This is a genomic window from Flavobacterium sp. LB2P53 (assembly GCF_003970305.1).
Classification (GTDB): Bacteria; Bacteroidota; Bacteroidia; order Flavobacteriales; family Flavobacteriaceae; genus Flavobacterium.
In genome coordinates, this window is the sequence record NZ_RYDG01000002.1 from 265,493 (window position 1) to 284,149 (window position 18,657).

At 36.1% G+C, this 18,657-nt stretch carries 13 protein-coding genes and 1 tRNA gene; 8 read left to right on the plus strand and 6 right to left on the minus strand.

Features of this window, described 5'->3' with window-relative positions; all coding sequences use genetic code 11:
- Positions 1-35 precede the first annotated feature (35 nt).
- From EKL95_RS03690 to EKL95_RS03720, 7 genes are all read left to right on the plus strand, one after another.
- A complete protein-coding gene (locus EKL95_RS03690) occupies positions 36-899 on the plus strand; it encodes a DUF58 domain-containing protein (RefSeq protein ID WP_126457681.1) in 864 nt (287 codons plus the stop codon).
- Positions 900-916: 17 nt separating this feature from the next.
- On the plus strand, positions 917-2,545 hold the full coding sequence (locus EKL95_RS03695) for a hypothetical protein (RefSeq protein WP_126563571.1): 1,629 nt from the start codon (positions 917-919) through the stop codon (positions 2,543-2,545).
- Positions 2,545-3,546, plus strand: coding sequence for a vWA domain-containing protein (locus tag EKL95_RS03700; RefSeq protein WP_126561406.1), 1,002 nt, complete (start codon positions 2,545-2,547; stop codon positions 3,544-3,546). Before EKL95_RS03695 ends, EKL95_RS03700 begins: the two co-directional genes overlap by 1 nt.
- 129 nt (positions 3,547-3,675) lie before the next feature.
- Positions 3,676-4,707 carry a vWA domain-containing protein gene (locus EKL95_RS03705; RefSeq protein ID WP_126457678.1) on the plus strand — a complete coding sequence of 344 codons (1,032 nt, stop codon included), beginning with the start codon at positions 3,676-3,678 and terminating at the stop codon, positions 4,705-4,707.
- A gap of 46 nt (positions 4,708-4,753) precedes the next feature.
- Entirely contained in the window at positions 4,754-5,506 is a 753-nt protein-coding gene (locus EKL95_RS03710) for a tetratricopeptide repeat protein (RefSeq protein ID WP_126561407.1), read from the plus strand.
- Between the two features lie 20 nt (positions 5,507-5,526).
- Positions 5,527-7,272 (plus strand): BatD family protein, encoded by a 1,746-nt coding sequence (locus EKL95_RS03715; RefSeq protein WP_126561409.1) that lies wholly within the window; start codon positions 5,527-5,529, stop codon positions 7,270-7,272.
- 73 nt (positions 7,273-7,345) lie between these two features.
- On the plus strand, positions 7,346-8,092 hold the full coding sequence (locus EKL95_RS03720) for a tetratricopeptide repeat protein (protein ID WP_126561410.1): 747 nt from the start codon (positions 7,346-7,348) through the stop codon (positions 8,090-8,092).
- Between the two features lie 472 nt (positions 8,093-8,564).
- Here EKL95_RS03720 and EKL95_RS03725 read toward each other — a convergent pair whose 3' ends face one another.
- The 6 genes from EKL95_RS03725 to rseP form a co-directional block, all read right to left on the minus strand.
- Positions 8,565-8,765: a hypothetical protein gene (locus EKL95_RS03725; protein WP_126563572.1), complete on the minus strand. Its 201-nt coding sequence runs from the start codon at positions 8,763-8,765 to the stop codon at positions 8,565-8,567.
- A 236-nt stretch (positions 8,766-9,001) separates the two neighbouring features.
- Positions 9,002-9,391, minus strand: coding sequence for a Dabb family protein (locus tag EKL95_RS03730; RefSeq protein WP_126515353.1), 390 nt, complete (start codon positions 9,389-9,391; stop codon positions 9,002-9,004).
- Between the two features lie 294 nt (positions 9,392-9,685).
- Positions 9,686-12,907: a WD40/YVTN/BNR-like repeat-containing protein gene (locus EKL95_RS03735; protein WP_126563573.1), complete on the minus strand. Its 3,222-nt coding sequence runs from the start codon at positions 12,905-12,907 to the stop codon at positions 9,686-9,688.
- Positions 12,908-13,419: 512 nt separating this feature from the next.
- Positions 13,420-15,063: an amidase family protein gene (locus tag EKL95_RS03740; RefSeq protein WP_126563574.1), complete on the minus strand. Its 1,644-nt coding sequence runs from the start codon at positions 15,061-15,063 to the stop codon at positions 13,420-13,422.
- Positions 15,064-15,628: 565 nt separating this feature from the next.
- Positions 15,629-15,702 (minus strand) — tRNA-Asn (locus EKL95_RS03745).
- A 138-nt stretch (positions 15,703-15,840) separates the two neighbouring features.
- On the minus strand, positions 15,841-17,190 hold the full coding sequence (rseP, locus tag EKL95_RS03750; RefSeq protein WP_126457651.1) for an RIP metalloprotease RseP: 1,350 nt from the start codon (positions 17,188-17,190) through the stop codon (positions 15,841-15,843).
- 235 nt (positions 17,191-17,425) lie between these two features.
- On the opposite strand from rseP, the gene EKL95_RS03755 reads away from it, so the two are divergent.
- A complete protein-coding gene (locus tag EKL95_RS03755) occupies positions 17,426-18,493 on the plus strand; it encodes an NADH:flavin oxidoreductase/NADH oxidase (protein WP_126563575.1) in 1,068 nt (355 codons plus the stop codon).
- The last annotated feature ends 164 nt before the right edge of the window (positions 18,494-18,657 follow it).

Below are 18,657 nucleotides of genomic sequence, written 5' to 3' on the forward strand. Positions count from 1 at the left end.
TACTCACCACTCACTTCTCACTAATTACCAAAGAAATGGATACAAAAGACCTCTTAAAAAAAGTACGAAAAATAGAAATCAAAACCCGAAGATTGAGCGATCACATCTTTTCGGGGGAATACCACACATCTTTTAAAGGGCGCGGAATGACGTTCAGCGAGGTGCGTCAATACCAGTTTGGAGATGATATTCGTGCTATTGATTGGAATGTTACGGCGCGATATAATGAAGCGCACGTAAAAGTGTTTGAGGAAGAACGGGAATTGACCATGATGTTGATGGTGGATATATCAGGATCAGAAAGTTTTGGTTCGAAAAATCAATTCAAGAAAGATATTGTTACGGAGATTGCGGCAACAATGGCTTTTTCAGCCACACAAAACAATGATAAAATAGGTTTAATTTTGTTTTCTGACGCAATCGAATTGTATATTCCGCCAAAAAAGGGAAGATCGCATGTATTGCGCATCATCAGGGAATTGATCGAATTTCAGCCCAAAAGCCGTAAAACAGATCTTGCCCAAGCCTTAAAATTTTTATCGGGAACCCAGAAAAAGAAAGCTATTGTGTTTGTAATTTCTGATTTCATGTCGGAAGAGTATGAACATACATTAAAAATAGCCTCTAAAAAACACGATATAACTGGGATTCGCGTGTACGACATTCGGGAAGAAAAAATGCCGAATTTAGGGATGGTTTCTATGCTTGATGCCGAAACCGGAGCAATTGAATTGATAAATACCAGCTCGAAAGCAGTGCGAATGAATTATGAAAAACAGTACCATAATAAAGTAACCTATTTTAAAGAAACATTCAGTAAATCAGGTTCAGGTGTGGTAAACACAAGAGTTGATGAAAGTTATGTGACTAAATTGCTGAGTTATTTTAAATCGAGATAAGGGTTCAATAATAAAAGATGAAAAAACAATTATACCTACTATTGCTGCTTTCTACGGCTGTTTTTGCACAACAAAAGCAAGTAGTCACAAGTATTGATACAATTAAAAATAAAATTGGTGCCGAATTTAAATTATCTATAAAAACTACTGTTGATACTTCGTCTAAGGTCATTTTTCCAAACTTAAAAAACCTTGGCGCTTTAGAGGTGATTCAGTCGTATCCTATTGATACGGTCAAAATGGACGGCCGTTATGAATTAATCAAGAAATACGGGTTGACCCAATTTGATTCTGGCAGATATGTGGTTCCAAGTATCAAGATTTTTATCAACAGCAAGCCGTTTTTTACGGATTCGCTTTTGGTTGAGGTAGCGAATGTTCAAGTGGATACTTTGAAACAAAAAATGTACGACATCAAGGACATTGCTCCTGCGGATAATTCAATTGGGGATTGGTGGAAATACCTGCTGATTGTTGCTTTGATTGGTGGTATAGGAGCGTGTATTTATTGGTTTATTAAAAAACGACAAGAGAAAAAACTACACAAAGAAATTTATAAAACGCCTATAGAAAGAGCGACTAGTTTGCTAGATTCTTTGGAGAAAAAAGAACTTTGGCAAAAAGGAGAAGTCAAGGCCTATTACAGTGAATTGACTGATATTGCCCGAAATTATATTGAAGAAGCCATAGAAATTCCAGCTATGGAAAGTACTACATCAGAGCTGATTCTTGGACTTAGAGCGGCTTCTGTCAAAAAGAAAATGACGCTTTCGAAGGAAATTATAGATAATCTGGAGCGTGTTTTGAAACAAGCCGATTTAGTGAAATTTGCCAAATCGAAACCATTGGATTTTGAAATAACCGAAGACCGAAATAAAATTCAAAAAGCAATTTTAACCCTGGACAGCTCCATTCCGCTGGAAGTTCCAGAAGCAGAAGAGATACTGTTGAATGAAGCACAAAGACAAAAACAAATTCAAATTCAGTTGCGCAAACAAAGAAATAAACGGATTCTTACGGCCAGCGCTATTGTACTTTTTTTATTGGCAGCGACCACCACTTTTTTTATTGTTACCAAAGGGTTTAGTTATGTGAAAGACAATATCATTGGTCATCCTACAAAAGAATTATTAGAAGGCGAATGGGTAAAAAGTGAATATGGAAATCCAGGAATTATCATAGAAACACCAAAAGTACTCAAGAGAATAGATCTGACTAAAACGCTTCCTAAAAATGGAATGGCATTGATTAAAGAGATGCAATCGTTTGTGTATGGTAGTGTTTTAGATCGTTTTTATGTGATGGTTTCTACGTTAAAATTCAAAGCAGAAACGCAAATTGATTTGGCTAAATCGATGGACGGGATATTGCAATCATTAGAATCCCAAGGAGCTCAAAATATGATTGTTAAACAAGAAGAATTTGAAACCAAAGAAGGGGTCAAAGGGATTAAAGCCTACGGCACTTTTTCCCAAGTTGATGGCGGTGATGCGACAGGTGTAAAAATGTACTATGAAGCAGTATTGTTCAGTCAGGAAGGTGGATTACAACAAATTTTACTTTTTCATGAAGAAGGAGATACCTATGGCAATGAAATCTCAGAACGAGTTTTGAACTCGGTCGAATTAAAACAAGCAAGTAAATAATGGATAAAATAACTTTTTTGAACCCAGAATTTTTTTGGCTGTTTCTACTGATTCCAGTTGTGATTGCCTGGTTGCTTTGGACAAAAAACGAACAGATCGCAACATTAAAAATTAGTTCTATAGCAGGATTTAAAGGCGCAGAGTCGTATTTGACAAAGTTAAAGCCACTGTTGAATGTATTACGGGTTTTAGCATTGTGTTCTTTAATTGTTGCCATGGCCAGGCCAAGAACGGTGGATGTAAGCAGTAGAACAAAAACAACTAAAGGAATTGATATTGTTATGGCAATAGATGTTTCTGGAAGTATGCTGGCCAAAGATTTGAAACCAAACCGAATGGAAGCATTGAAAAGAGTCGCAGCTGATTTTGTTGAAGAACGACCAAATGACAGAATAGGATTAGTGGTGTATGCCTCGGAAGCGTACACAAAAACACCGGTGACCAGCGATAAAGCAGTAATCCTAAATGCGATTAGCACTATAAAATACGATACTGTTTTGCAGGACGGAACCGGAATCGGGATGGGATTAGCCACTGCCGTAAACCGATTAAAAGACAGTAAAGCCAAAAGTAAAGTCATTATTCTTTTGACAGATGGTGTGAATAATGCTGGGTTCATTGAGCCGGAAACAGCCTCAGACATCGCCAAGCAATATGGAATAAAAGTATACACAGTAGGAATTGGAACTAACGGAATGGCCATGTTTCCCTATAAAATAGCACCTAATGGAACGTTTTTATTCCAAATGATGAAAGTGGAAATCGACGAACAATTAATGAAAAGTATTGCCAGAAAAACGGACGGAAAATATTTTAGAGCCACCAGCAATAGCAAGCTGGCCGAAATTTATGCCTCCATCAATAAACTGGAAACTACAGAAATAGAAGAATTAAAATTCTATGATTACGATGAAAAATTCAGGCCTTTTATATGGTTTGCCGGTTTTTTGTTGTTGCTGGAAGTAGGACTAAGGAATACAGTTTTTAAAAGCTTTATATAAAATCCCCACCCCAGCCCTCCCCGAAGGGAAGGGAGCACGAACTGGAATATTGGAATTAGAATGACCAAGTTTAGAATTTTGATTTAGGGTAAAAATCTAAGATCAAAATTCATAAATCTAAAATTAAAAATGGAATTAGACGAAAAAAAATATTTATACCTTCTTTTTATACTGCCTCTTTTAGTGTTGGTTTTTCTGGCCAATTTATATTGGAAAAGAAAGAAACAGCGCGAGTTTGGAGATTTAGAAATGGTAAAAAAATTAAGTCCGGAAAGTTCCGTTTTTAAGCCAGTATTAAAAATAGTCGTGCTGATTTTAGCTTTTCTTGGGCTGATTTTTGCTTTGGTAAACCCAAAGATTGGCACCAAGATGGAAACCGTAAAACGGGAAGGGATTGACATTGTTTTTGCAATGGATGTTTCTAAAAGTATGCTGGCCGAAGATGTTGCGCCCAATCGATTGGACAAAAGCAAGCAAATTGTCTCACAAATCATCAACCAGTTAGGAAGCGATAGGATAGGTATTGTGGCGTATGCCGGAAGTGCTTTTCCGGTATTGCCCATCACTACGGATTACAGCGTTGCAAAAATGTTTTTGCAAAGCATGAATACTGATATGGTTTCCTCCGTAGGAACATCGTTCAACGAGGCAATCAAATTATCGTCAACCTATTTTGATGATAAAAAAACGAGTAAGTTATTGATCATGATTTCGGATGGTGAAGACCATAATGAAGGTGCTGAAGAAGCGGCTGAAGAAGCCAATAAGTTGGGAATTAAAATTATTACAATTGGTGTTGGAACTGAAAAAGGAGGTACAATCCCATTGAAAAGAAATGGAATTATTGAAGGTTTCAAGAAAGACAATAACAACCAAGTGGTTATAACGAAGTTGGTTCCAGAAAGTCTGACAGCGATTGCTAAAGCCACAAAAGGGGGTTATGTAAACGGAAATAATACCAAAGAAGTGCTTGAATATGTAAAAAATGCATTGAATAATATTCAAAAAACCGAATTTGAAGCGACGGAAATGGCGGATTTTCAATCGCAATTTCAATGGTTTTTGGGGTTTGCCTTCTTGCTGTTATTTGTGGATGTCTTTCTATTGGAGAGAAAAACAAACTGGGTTAAGAAATTGAATTTATTTAACGAAAATAAATAATTATTTCCTAAAGGTTCTTAACCTTCTGGATTTATAGATACAATAAATGAAAAGATTTAAAATTATCATAATTGCTTTTTTAATGATTGCTTTCTGCGGAACGGCCGGTTTGTACGCACAACAAAAAGACCGAATTTTGCCTAAAGCAAATGCAGAATATGCGGAAAATAAATTCGCAGAGGCAGAGGCTAATTACAGAATTTCGGATTCAAAATTCCCTAATAGTACCGCTGCGTCCTTCAATCTTGGAAATAGTATTTACAAGCAAAAGCAGTCTGGAGAAGCCAAATTTGCGTACGCCAAAGCATTTAAAAATTCAAAAACGAGACCTCAAAAACACAGAGCCCTGCATAATTTGGGAAACGTATTCATGAATGAAAAGGATTATACTCAGGCGGTAGAAGCGTATAAAAACGCCTTGCGAAATGACCCAACCGATGAGGAAACCCGTTATAATTTTGCTTTGGCCAAAAAAATGCTGAAAGACAATCCGCCAAAGGATGACAAGAAAAAAGACGACAAGAAAGATAAAGATAAAGACAAGAAAGACGATAAAAAGGACGATAAGAAAGACAAAAAAGAGGAAGATAAAAAAGACGATAAAGGTGATCAGGACAAAGATAAAAATGAGCCAAAACCCAATGAAAATGGGGAGCCAAAACCAGCACCTGGAGGTATCTCCAAGCAGCGTCTGGAAAATTTACTAGATGCTGTAAATAGAGAAGAAAAGAAGGTTCAGGATAAGGTGAATGCCCAGAAAGTAAAAGGAAAACCAGTTAAAACGGAGAAGGATTGGTAATTCAATTAGACAGTTTGAAAATGAAAAAATATATAGCAGCAATCGTTTTATTGGTGTGCAGCTCCCTTAATGCTCAGGTTCAGTTTGAGGCCAAAGTCAGCAAAAGTACGTTGGGCTTAAATGAGAGGTTGCGTATTGATTTTATGATGAATGTAGATGGGGATAATTTTGTGAAGCCTTCATTTGAAGGATTTAGAATTGTTGCCGGGCCCAGCCAGCAAGTAAGTCAGTCCTGGGTAAACGGGAGAAGTTCTTTTGAGAAAGTCTATTCATATATTCTTTTGCCAAATCAAAAAGGAACCTTGGTTATCAAGCAGGCAGCCATAGAGTTTAATGGTCAAATTTATAAGACAGCACCAGTAAAAATAAATGTTACTGAGGCTACGCAACAACCCAGAGATCCAAACGATTCACAAGTGTCTGCGGATGAAAACTTATATCTTGTTGCCGATGTGTCTAAAACAAATCCGTACATCAACGAACCCATTACGGTCGTGTACAAATTGTATTTTGCAAATATTGGAATCTCAAATTTAGGAGAACTAACCAAGCCAAAATACAATGATTTTTGGAGTCAAAATATTGAAATAAAACAGCTTGCTGCCGAAGAGGGGATGTTTAAAGGCCAAAATTATCGCTATATCGTGCTAAAAAAAGTAGTGCTATATCCGCAAAAATCAGGAAAACTTAAGATCGAGCCCCTATCATTAGCAGTTGATGTGCAGTTACCAACGAACCAAAGGGATATGTTTGGTCGAATGGTACTAACGGAAACGACCCAAAGAGTTTCGGCCGGAGCCAAAACCATTACCGTTAAACCACTACCCGAGTCTGGAAAACCAGAAAATTTTACCGGAGCGGTTGGAAGTTTCGACTTCAAAGTCACACCGTCTAAAACCGATTTAAAAAACGGAGAAAGTCTGGATCTTGTTGTCAGCGTAACCGGAAAAGGGAATCTAAAATTGTTCAGTTTGCCAAAACCAGTTGTGCCAAATGCGCTGGAAATGTATGATGCCGTTCACAGCGAAGACATCAGTACACCACTTTCCGGTATGAGCGGAAAAATGTCAGACAGTTATACTATAATTCCGCAATACAGAGGGAATTATCCAGTAAAACCAATGCTGTTTTCTTATTTTGATTTGGATTCCCGTACGTATAAAACACTCCGTTCTCCAGAGATTATGATCCATATTCTTGATGGCCCCTCTCCGGCAGATTCTTCTGCTACAGCTGGAAATAAAAATAAAATTGCAGCGGTTGAAGAATTTAAAACGATCAAGTCAAAAACTAATCTGGTTACCATTGATAAAGAGGATTTCTATGGATCGAATTTGTTTATTGGATTGTTAGTACTGCCTTTTTTATTGGTTCCAATAATTGTGTTATTCAAAAAGAAAAAGGAAGCTATGGATGGCGATATTTCCGGAAACAGAATCCGAATGAATAATAGACTGGCCAAGAAATATTTATCAGTGGCCAAGAAACAAATCAATAACAAAGAACTGTTTTACATTGCACTGGAGAAAGCGATGCATAATTTCCTGAAGGCAAAATTACACATTGAAACCTCTGAAATGAGCAAGAATAATATTCAGGAATTATTGTTGTCCCGAAATGCAAAACCAGAAGCTGTAAACGATTTTATTGCGCTTACTGAAAATTGTGAAGTGGCTCGTTATGCACCTTCATCCAGTGTTACAATACAACAGGATTTTGATAAAGCAGTTTATATCATCGCTGCGTTGGAAAAACAGATTGCTTAATAAAAGTACTAAAATTAATTTTTGAGTAAATACACTTTGAGCCTTTGTGCCCTCGTTGCAAAAAAAGATAATGATGAAAAATATACTATACATACTTTTACTTTCAACTCAGTTTTTCTTTGCCCAAAACGGCTTTGAAAAAGGGAATGCGTATTATGAAAAGGCAAAGTACACTGAAGCCGTGGCTGCCTATGAAAGTGTTTTGAAAACCCAGCAGCAGCACTCTTCGGAATTGTATTTTAATTTAGGAAATGCCTATTATAAATTGAATCAGGTTGCGCCTTCGATCTACAATTATGAAAAAGCATTAGTGCTCAATCCAAACGATCAAGGAAGTATTAACAACCTGAAATTCGCTCAAAAAAGAACAATTGATGAAATTAAAGTAATCCCAAAAGTAGGTTTTGCAAAATTAGTTCGTGATTTCACGGGAATTTATCATTATAATACCTGGGGATGGGTTTCTGTAGGATTGGCTGCCGCTTTTTTGTTGTTTTTTATCGGGTACTATTTTTTACAAAGAACACTTCCTAAACGGATTTTCTTTTTTGGAATGTTTCTGGCTGTTTTTCTTTTACTAATGACGCTGGTCGCAGCTATTATTGAGAAAAGTCATTTTGATACCGAAAAACCAGCCATTGTTTTTGCCGAAATGGCGAATGTGAAAAGCGAACCCAGAAATGGCGGTAAATCTATTTTTGTGCTGCATGAAGGAACTAAAGTTTATGTGAAGGAAGTCATCGAAAAATGGAAAAAAGTGCAACTAACGGATGGAACCGAAGGCTGGATAGAGAGCAGTGCAATTAAGAAAGTGAAATAATAGTTCACGGTTTCAAATTGTCCAGTTTCTTTATTTATAGCAGAAACAGGGCGGTTTTCATGGTAATTAAACTGACCGCCACCATATTTAAAATCAGTTTCAAAATTGCAAATTCTACAGTTGGCATTTAATATTTGTCCCATGTTTTTATATTGAAACTTTAAAAACATAATCACCCCATGACATAAGTATTATTGCGATTAAATGCCCAATTTACTCTGAAACTTAGTGAGAATTTAATGCAGAAATAAATACAGTAAATTATGAAAAATTGTTTTCCATTTAATTTGGTTAATTTTACCATCATGAATTAATAAAATCCTCCCTTTCGTAAGTTTTAATGATTGACTTTCTGCAATTTCAGAGTTTATAAAAACGCTATCACCTTTTGATATCTCCCAGTAATTTTTTTGATGTACTGTAATTTCTGTTTCAGAAGAAGTTTTGTAAATGTTAACTGTAAAAATCTGTATTATTGTATTGTTTTTGACTTCATATTTTTTTTTTCGTTGCTTATTTGATATGAGCCGTCTTTAATAACCTCATTGTTTATAGATACTTTATTTCCAATTTCTACTTCTGCTAAATAATATGATCTTTCTACTTCAAAAATTTTGCCATCAACAAGTTTTTGCTCAACAATAAATAATTTTTCCCGACGAATGTTATTCAAATAATTTCCAATATCTAAATCTGGAATTACATTTTCATTTGCTAAAGTGAAAAGCTTAATGCCTGTTTTGCACGAAATCGCAAGCTGGGGTAATTCAAATCAAGCAAAAAAGATTATTGCAAAAATGGTAAAGTAGAAAATTGTAATGGCTGAAAAAAATAAGAATTCATTAATTTTTGTTTAGAATCTCTTAATTATGGTAAAAGTATTTGATCTAATATCTCAAGATTCAAGGCCTATAAGTCTATTGCATCATAAACCAAAACTTTCTCCCAAAGATGGGAACAGTTTTTTACAAAATCCTGATGAATAGGGTGGTCCTGATATATTTTTTGACCCGCTTCATCATCAAAAAATAACAGCTCTGAAACGTCCCAAGAAGTGTCTACTACTTCCCGTTTTTCCGTAGAAGCTAATATACCCAAATGAAATTGGCGAACCGTTGGAATTGCTGCTAAAGTTTTCAAGCCGGAAATCAATTGCTGTTTATCTTCTTCCGATTGGGGGTTCTTTAACCAAAAAAACACATGGTGTATTAAATTTTTTTCATTGGAGTGTTTTGTGAATCCAAAAACACCTGCAATACCTACTAAAGCCGCCGAACCAATAAACTGTCTTCGTATCATCTGATTAATTTTAAATGTAAATATCTAAATTAAAAATAGAATAGGATCACTATTTATCTCAAATTTTAAAAGGAGAATGACTGCTGTTTTTGAAACAGAACGGTTTTTGCAAAACAAGATAGTTTTTCTCATTAATCACCATGAAGCCCGGCTTTCACTAAAGCCTTAAAACAAAAAAGACCTTACATTGCTGTAAAGTCTTTTTAAAAAGCTCCTCTCTTGGGCTCGCCCCTCGGGACAGATTAGCAGTTAAATCTCGACTGCGCTCCATTTGACAAGATTGATACGATCTAATTATTTTATTTCCTTATCTAAAATAATGGCAGGAATTTGCTGTTTCATTACAAAAGCATTAAATTTCTTGACATCGTTATCCACGATATCTTTTATTTTCTGGAGTTCGGCATCTATTTTCATAGCTAAATCTTCATAAACAACATAAGCATTTCGGGTTGGTTTTGATTCCGATGACGAAATATTGGATCCTAATCCAGCCATTTTATCGTTCAATTGAATTGGGAAAGCTAACACATCTTGTGGTGCTTTAGCTTTTGGCTGCATTAATGATGACTCAATTTTATCCAAATTTTCCAGAGTCGATTTCGTCATTTTTTTCATTTGATTGACTGCCACAGTATCTTTTACAGTTGCTATGTATCCATTAATTTGCGTGCGTATTTTTCGCAATTGGTTAATCGCGAGATGAGCTTCATTGACTTTTTTATTTACTTTTTGGTGCAAGTCAAATTGCTCTTTTAAATCAGCATCACTCGTGGTCATTCGAGGATCAAGTTTGATTTCAACAGCTGCCTCTGCAATAATGGTTTTGTCTTCAATTAACCGAACAATATAAGATCCCGGTACTACTTTTGCGCCAGTACCAGATCCTGCCCACATTACATTAGTTCCGTCAACTGCAGTTGCATTTGGATAGCGCATATTCCATACAAATGAATTCATACCTGCTTTTGCGGTGATGAAACCCGCTTGCTCTTTTTTTGGATCTTGATAAAATTCCTTGGAAATTTTCATGGGTTCACCCTTCATGTCTTTGGTTGAAGAGTAGGTATTTATCGTATCTCCTTTGAGTGTCAGAAACTGTAATTTTATCTCAGTTGAAGGTTTCTTTTTGAAAAAGTAACGTACAATTACTCCATTTGAGGCATTAGTTCCTGAACTCATGTCATCGCTTTGTCCGCCTTGCATTCTATAAGCAGGACGCGGTTTGAAAAGGTGTTTGTCTCTTTTTACTGTTTTGTCTTTTATTTCATAAAGCGGTGTAATATCATCTAATACCCAAAAAGATCGGCCGTGGGTTGCAACGATTAAATCCTTTTCTCTTTTTTGAATTCTTAAATCTCGGATAGGAGTAACCGGTAAATTCAAGTTTAGTTTTTGCCAAGAATCCCCATCGTTGAAAGAAACATAAACGCCTCGCTCAGTTCCAGCAAACAGTAATCCAGGTTTGTTAGGATCTTCACGCAATACTCTGCAATATTCATCAGATGGAATTCCATTGGTTATTTTAGTCCAACTTTTTCCATAATCAACCGTTTTGAACATATACGGTGTACGATCGCCGTACATGTATTTATTGGCTGTTAAATATGCTTTTCCTTTTTCGTGTTCTGAAGTGTGAATCATACTAATCAAAGAAAAGTCAGGCAATACTGTTGTTGGTAATGAGATATTCTCCCATTTTGCCCCATTGTTTTTAGTGATATGTACTAAACCGTCATCAGATCCGGTCCAAATTACCCCTTTTTCTAGCGGTGATTCTGAGAGGGTGAATATAGTAGCGTATACTTCCGCTCCTGTTTGATCCTTAGTTATTGGTCCGCCCGTTTCTCCTGTAGTTTTTGGATCATTTCGTGATAAATCAGGACTTATAATTTCAAATGAATGACCTTGATCTTCCGTCACGTGTACTACCTGAGAGGTAACATACATTCTTTTTGGGTTGTGAGGCGAAAAAACAATTGGGTACGTCCATTGAAAACGGTATTTTTTAGCACTAGAAGGAGCCCCAATATTTGATTCTGGATACGGAGAGATATCTTTTCCTTGGCCTGTTTTTTTGTTGTAAGAACTCAATTGACCGTCGTACTCGCCACCGTATGTAATGTCAGCATTCGTTGGATCTGCCTCGATGTATCCTGCTTCGCCACCTGCAGCGGCGTACCAAGATTCAGGACCTATACTATTGCCACTAGTTCTAGAAGCAATCCGAATGGAAGAATTGTCCTGTTGAGCTCCATAGATATTGTACGGGAATTCATTGTCTACTGATACATGATAAAATTGAGCGGTTGGTGTGTCTAGTTCCGTGAAGGTTTCCCCACCATTAAAGGTAACTTCTCCACCGCCATCATCGCCTATGATAAAGTTATCTGGGTTTAAAGGATTTATCCATACATCATGTGTATCTCCGTGTCGGACATTTATTTTTTTAAAGCTTTTACCGCCATCGCTAGTTTTCCAAGCGTCTACATTTAATACAATTAATCCATTTTCGTTTTTAGGATCGGTTTGTAAATTCATGTAATACCATGGTCTTTGCCAAAGATTTTTATCTTCATTAATCAATTCCCAGTGCTCGCCTGCATCGTCAGATCGATACAGTCCGCCTTTTGTATTTTCGATCAAAGCATACAAGCGATTCGAATTTACTGGAGACACAGCGATTCCCATTTTTCCGAGGATTCCAACTGGCATTCCTGGTTTTTCGTTAAGCGATTTCCAAGTATCACCGCCATCAATAGATTTGTACATTCCAGATCCTTTTCCTCCTGATGACATAGAATGACCGTTACGATATCCTTCCCAAAGCGTTGCGTAAACAATTCTAGGGTTGGTAGGATCGATACGAACACACATAGCGCCCGTTTTTTCATCTTTAGAAAGAACTAATTGCCATGTTTTTCCACCATCTTGTGATCGGTAAACACCGCGTTCTGGATTAGATTTAAAAGGATTTCCCATTGCTGCAACAAAAACGATGTTAGCATCAGAAGGGTGTACTTCAATATTAGCGATTGCATCCGCTTTATCGAGGCCAGATTTTGACCAAGTTTTTCCGCCGTTTACAGATTTATACATTCCGTCACCAAAAGAGATATTGGATCTCATATCCGCTTCGCCCATTCCTACATATACTACATTCGCATCAGATGGAGCAACTGTAATTGCACCTACAGCAGATGATTTAAAAATACTATCAGAAATAGGAAACCACTCATTTCCTCCATCAATTGTTTTCCAAACGCCACCTCCTGTTGAACCAAAATAATACGTCAAAGGATGGTTGGCATGTCCTGCTACCGCAAGTGATCTTCCCGATCGAAAAGGTCCGATATTTCTCCATTTAAGCGCATTAAATACGCTATCTGAGACAAAATTTGAAGTTGTTTTGTTTTTTACATTCTTTTTTTGAGCATAGCCTAAGCTAGTGGAAAGTGTTATAAAAAAGACAAGAACGATACTAAAATTAATTCTTTTAAAATAAGTTTGGTTCATAGGTTTTAATAGATTGGTTAGTGGTTGTTAAATTTTAAACTTCAATAAGGATTTGCCATTTTTAGTTTTAAACACTGCATATTGGAAAAACACATACCTAGTTATTTATCAAATATAAGAATTAATTTAGTAGTAATTGTAGTTGTTAAACGGCGTTGCATGGAAGCACAGATTTGTAACTAAGTTAAAATGGTTATCAACAAATTTTCTATTTCTATCTTTGAACTAGGTGAGGTCTTAATTTCATTGTGAATTTAAAACAAAAAAGACCTTACATTGCTGTAAAGTCTTTTTTAAAAAGGTTCTACCGATAGCTATTGAGGCTTGTTCGGGTGATTTATTCGATGATTAACTTTTTATATGTTTTCAAGTAATCTCATTGAAATTTCAGGATTCTGTATTAGGTTTTCAATATCAATTTTGCTTTGCATCTTCTTGCTTTAAATTAAAGTTGTAACCAACGTACAAGTGATTTAATAGATGCGGGTAGTTTTAATTTTAATCTTTTAAAACTATTTATAGTCTTGCGGTAATTTTCGAATTTTTGTTGCTTTTTCAAAGGCAAATCCCATTTTTAAAAGGCTGTCTTCATGATACGGTCTGGCTATAAATGTAAGACCCCATGGCTCTCCCGTTGTTTTGTAACCCATAGGAATAGTAAGGCAAGGGTAGTTGGCCGCAGCGGCATGACCGGCGTTATTATTGTTTATGGATAAGATAGCATCGAGTTGGTATTTTACCATCGGTTTTTCAAAAAAATTGACTCCTTCTTTTTTGATTTTGGCCTTTATTTGCAGTAATTCTGCTTCAGTAGTGTTTTCGGCTAGCATTTGTTCAAAACGTCCTTGTCCGTAGGGAATTTTTAGTATCGAATCATTTTTATTGTACGCTATAATGTCAGCAATAGAGCGGATAGTAAGTTCATTTGATGCATATTTATTCAAATAATTAGGAAGATCAACTTTCATGTCGGCACTAAGTATGGTGCCAAAACCGTCGAAGTTCATTGGTTCTGGATCATATTCAACGACTATGCCACCTAACTTAATTATGGTATTGATACTCTGCTTATAAATTGAATCTCCTAAAAAGTTTTTAATGGCACCAAATCGTAATCCTTGCAGCGTTCCCGACTTTAGATCATCGAGGTACTTTATGTTTTTTGGATTGTTCTTGGTTGCAGGATCATTATTGTCTTCTCCACTCATAGCCGAAAGAAGGATTCCACTATCAGTAACATTTTTTGTCATTGGCCCAGGCGTGTCTAATGTACTTGAGATTGGAATAATACCCGTTCGGCTCAATAAACCAGTAGTTGGTTTTAGACCAATAATTGAATTTTGCCACGAAGGAGAAAGAATAGAACCTGAAGTTTCAGTTCCCACTGCTGCCGCTGCATAATTGGCGGCTACCGCAGCACCACTTCCTGAGCTCGAACCACCAGTGTCAAATATTTTCCGTCCATAGGGATTAAGCGTTTGTCCTCCCACTGCACTATAGCCATTAGGACCAGTCAGGAAAAGGAAATTAGCCCATTCGCTTAAGTTTGTTTTACCTAAAACAATAGCACCTTTATCTTTTATTTGGGTAATTATAAATGCATCTGCAGCGGTATTGTTTCGTAACAAATGTGTTCCTGCGGTGGTAGGCATGCCTTTAACGTTTGTATTGTCTTTTACAAGTATTGGAATACCGTAAATTGGATGGTCGTGATTGGATTTGTTTTTATCTCTCTTTCGTGCTTCATTAACTGCTTCAGGGTTAATAGCTACAATTGCATTTAGCATCTTATCTTTATCATTTTCATATTTGACAATTCTGTATAAATACCACTGTGTCAGTGTTTCATAGCTAAGGCTGCCAGATTTAATATGGGATTGAATGGTGGGAATGTTTTGTTCTAAGATTAAAGGTTTTAGTCTTTGATAATCGTCCTCCGAAAAAGCACCTATCTGTTGTGTTATGTTTTCCCAAATAGTGTTTTTATCCAGAATTTTTGACTGGATCAATTTGTATTGCATTCTTGTTGATGCGTTGGTAGCATTTTTTGCTAGTTCTTCGGTTTCGTCATAAGGGGCCCATGCCGGAATAACTGTTTTTTGAGTTGGCTTACAAGCCAGTATAAAAAAGAGAGAGAGGAAAAGAATTTTCTTCATTAAATCTAAATTTAGGGTTATGTATTGGTTTTTTTTAGGTCAGTTCTAGTTCGTTTTTACACTATTTACTTAATCGAAGCAACTATAAACAAAAGGTGTTGGATGTATATTCGAAAGAAAAGATATTAAAATCCGCAAGTTCAAACAGCATTAAGTGTCTTTATTTATTCCCGAACCTATTTGTAAATAATAAGTCATGTGATCGAAATTCAAAGATATACAATTAATGTACTATTAGCGTAAAATTATAGCAAAGGCAGGATAGGATTCTTTAAAAAAAGGAGGTGGGTTTTTGGCAAGAGGCACTATTAGAATTGTAGTTTTTTTTTGATTCATGTTTCCGTTTTTTAGAGTTAAACAATTGGCATGACAAGTCAGAATATAAAATGGGTACCTCGAGATTTTAGATGGGTACCGAATAGTGTGCCTTTTTTTTATAAACGAACCTAGTAACTTGGCAAAATCTAGAATTAGCTTTTATCTACTGAATCACCCTGAAGTCCCGATTTCACTACCGCTTTAAAACAAAAAAGACCTTACATTGCTGTAAAGTCTTTTTAAAAAGCTCCCTCTCTTGGGCTCGAACCAAGGACCCTCTGATTAACAGTCAGATGCTCTAACCAACTGAGCTAAGAAGGAAACTGTATATTTTTATTCTGGTAAAAAATGAACGTTTTTGTGTGCTTATTAATGAAGTTTATTTCACTTGTAAAGCGGTGCAAATATAGGGCTTAATTTGATTTCTGCAAGCAAAAATAAATTTTTTTTTAATTTTTTTTACTTCCCTACAATTGCCTTGTAAATGTCGTTTCCGTTAGCAAATAATAACAGTGTTATAAGTAATACGAAACCAACCATTTGCGCATTCTCTAGGAATTTGTCACTTGGTTTTTTACCACTGATGATTTCATATAATAAAAACATAACGTGACCTCCATCAAGTGCCGGAATAGGCAATAAGTTCATTACACCTAGCATTATGGATAACAATGCAGTGATGTTCCAGAACACTTGCCAGCTCCAGGTATTAGGAAAGATGTTAAAAATAGCAGCAAACCCCCCAACTTCTTTATAGGCTTCAGTTTTAGGATTAAATATCGTTATAAGCTGATTCCCATAATCAACTAATCCATTAAAACCAATATTAATCCCAATTGGAATTGATTCTGCAAAACTATATTTCTCACGATTAACTTTATAAAGATTCAATTTTTCAATATTAGAATAAGGTAATCTTGAAGCGTAAGCTATTCCTAATTTTGATTTGTTATTAAATATTACTGTTGTCTGAATGATTTTACCATCTCGTTTTAAAGTTACGGGAACCGTTTTCCCACTAAAGTTTTTAAATTGTGATATTGCTTGATCAGCATATTTTATAGGGCTGCCATTAAAGTGGGTTATAATATCTGCAGATTTTATAGTTTTAAAATTAGGAGAACTCTTTTCAATCTCACTAACGATAAATGGAATCCTCATTTCTACTAATGTACGTTTAACGCCAGAATTACTTATTTGATTGATAATATTTATAGGAAACTCAATTATTTTAGTTTCATTATTTCTTTCAACTGTAACTTCTTTAGCTAAGAATAAATTTTTAGAGATATCATCATAACGTTCCATTTTCTTTCCATTTATAGAGAGTATTTTATCGCCTGTTTGTATTCCTGCTTTTTCAATAGCTGGATTTGTTACCCAAATTCCATCTTTCAAATCCGCATTTGCTATGAAAATATCGCCATAAGCAAATGCCATTCCGATATATATAATGAAAGCCAAAATAAAATTTACGGTAACGCCTCCCAACATAATAATCAAACGTTGCCAAGCCGGTTTAGATCGAAATTCCCATGGTTGTGGGGGTAAAGCCATTTGTTCTTTGTCCATGCTCTCATCAATCATTCCCGAAATTTTCACATAACCGCCAAGAGGCAACCAACCGATACCGTATTCGGTTTCGCCAATTTTCTTTTTGATAAGAGAATATTTGACATCAAAAAATAGGTAGAATTTTTCGACTCTGGTTTTAAACAGTTTAGCAGGAATGAAATGTCCTAATTCGTGAAGTATAATCAGTAATGATAAGCTCAATAAAAATTGAGAAAGCTTGATAACTATGTCCATTTATTTGTCATTGCGAGGAGTGAAGCAATCCTATCCTCTTATTAATTTAGATTTTAAAACTCACAAAAGTAGGGTTTTCTATTTGTATATTTTGCAATAATTGTTCCATACCGTTTTAAATGTTTGTTAATTAATGAAAATTCAGTCCCTCGTTTCGCTGCTGTCTCGTAACTTTACTTTTTTTAAAAGGAAATTCCCTTTGTCTTTATTTTAATTACATACTTAAATTACTACTATGTCATCTCAATTATTTTCTCCACTCCAAATAAAAAGCATCACGCTTAAAAATAGAATTGCAATTTCTCCTATGTGCCAATATTCTGCTCATGATGGCTTTGCTAATGATTGGCATCTTGTGCATCTGGGAAGTCGCGCCAGCGGAGGCGCAGGATTAATCATTCAGGAAGCGACTTCGGTTTCTCCAGAAGGCAGGATTTCTCCGGGCGATTTGGGACTTTGGAAAGACGAACAAATCGAAAAAATGCAGCAAATTAATCAATTTATCATCAGTCAGAATTCAATTCCCGGAATCCAATTGGCACATGCCGGAAGAAAAGCCAGCGCCGCATCACCATGGAACGGAGGTAGAAAAGTAGCTAAAATACAAGACGGTTGGGATCCAGTAGCGCCAAGTGCTGTAGCCTATCATGACAATGAAGCAATACCAATTGCATTAGACCAAACAGGAATTCAAAAAGTAGTTTCCGACTTTAAATCAGCCACAAAAAGAGCGCTTCAAGCAGGTTTTCAAGTGATGGAAATCCATGCCGCACACGGGTATTTGTTGCATCAGTTTCTTTCGCCTTTGTCTAATTTTAGAACCGATGAATACGGTGGAAGTTTCGAAAACCGAATCCGATTGACACTCGAAGTCGTTGTAGCAGTTCAAGCTGAGTGGCCGGAAAACTTGCCTTTATTCGTTAGAATCTCAGCAACAGACTGGGCAGAAGGCGGGTGGAATGCTGAGGAATCTGTACAACTTTCGAAAATACTAAAAGAAAAAGGAGTGGACTTGATTGATGTTTCTTCGGGAGGATTAGTTTCGCACCAACAAATTCCGTTGGGACCAAATTACCAAGTCCCTTTTGCAGAAAGCATAAAAAAAGAAACCGGAATCCGGACTGGCGCCGTAGGTTTAATCACTGATGCCGCCCAAGCCGAGGAGATTGTTGCTTCAGGTAAAGCGGATTTAGTGCTATTTGCCAGAGAGTCCCTGAGAAATCCAAATTTAGGATTGACATTTGCCCATGACTTAAAGGCGGAGAGCGAATGGCCAAAACAATACGAAAGAGCAAAAAAGTAAAATTTTGAAACATATAAGTCAAATACGTTTTACTTTTAAAAAGTATAAAGTGACACTGTATAAAGGCATTTTAATTCTTCTATGAACTTAAATTCATTAAATGCTTAAAAAAACAAGAATCTTTATTTTGAAAAGATAATGAGTTGAGAAGAATTTATAGTACT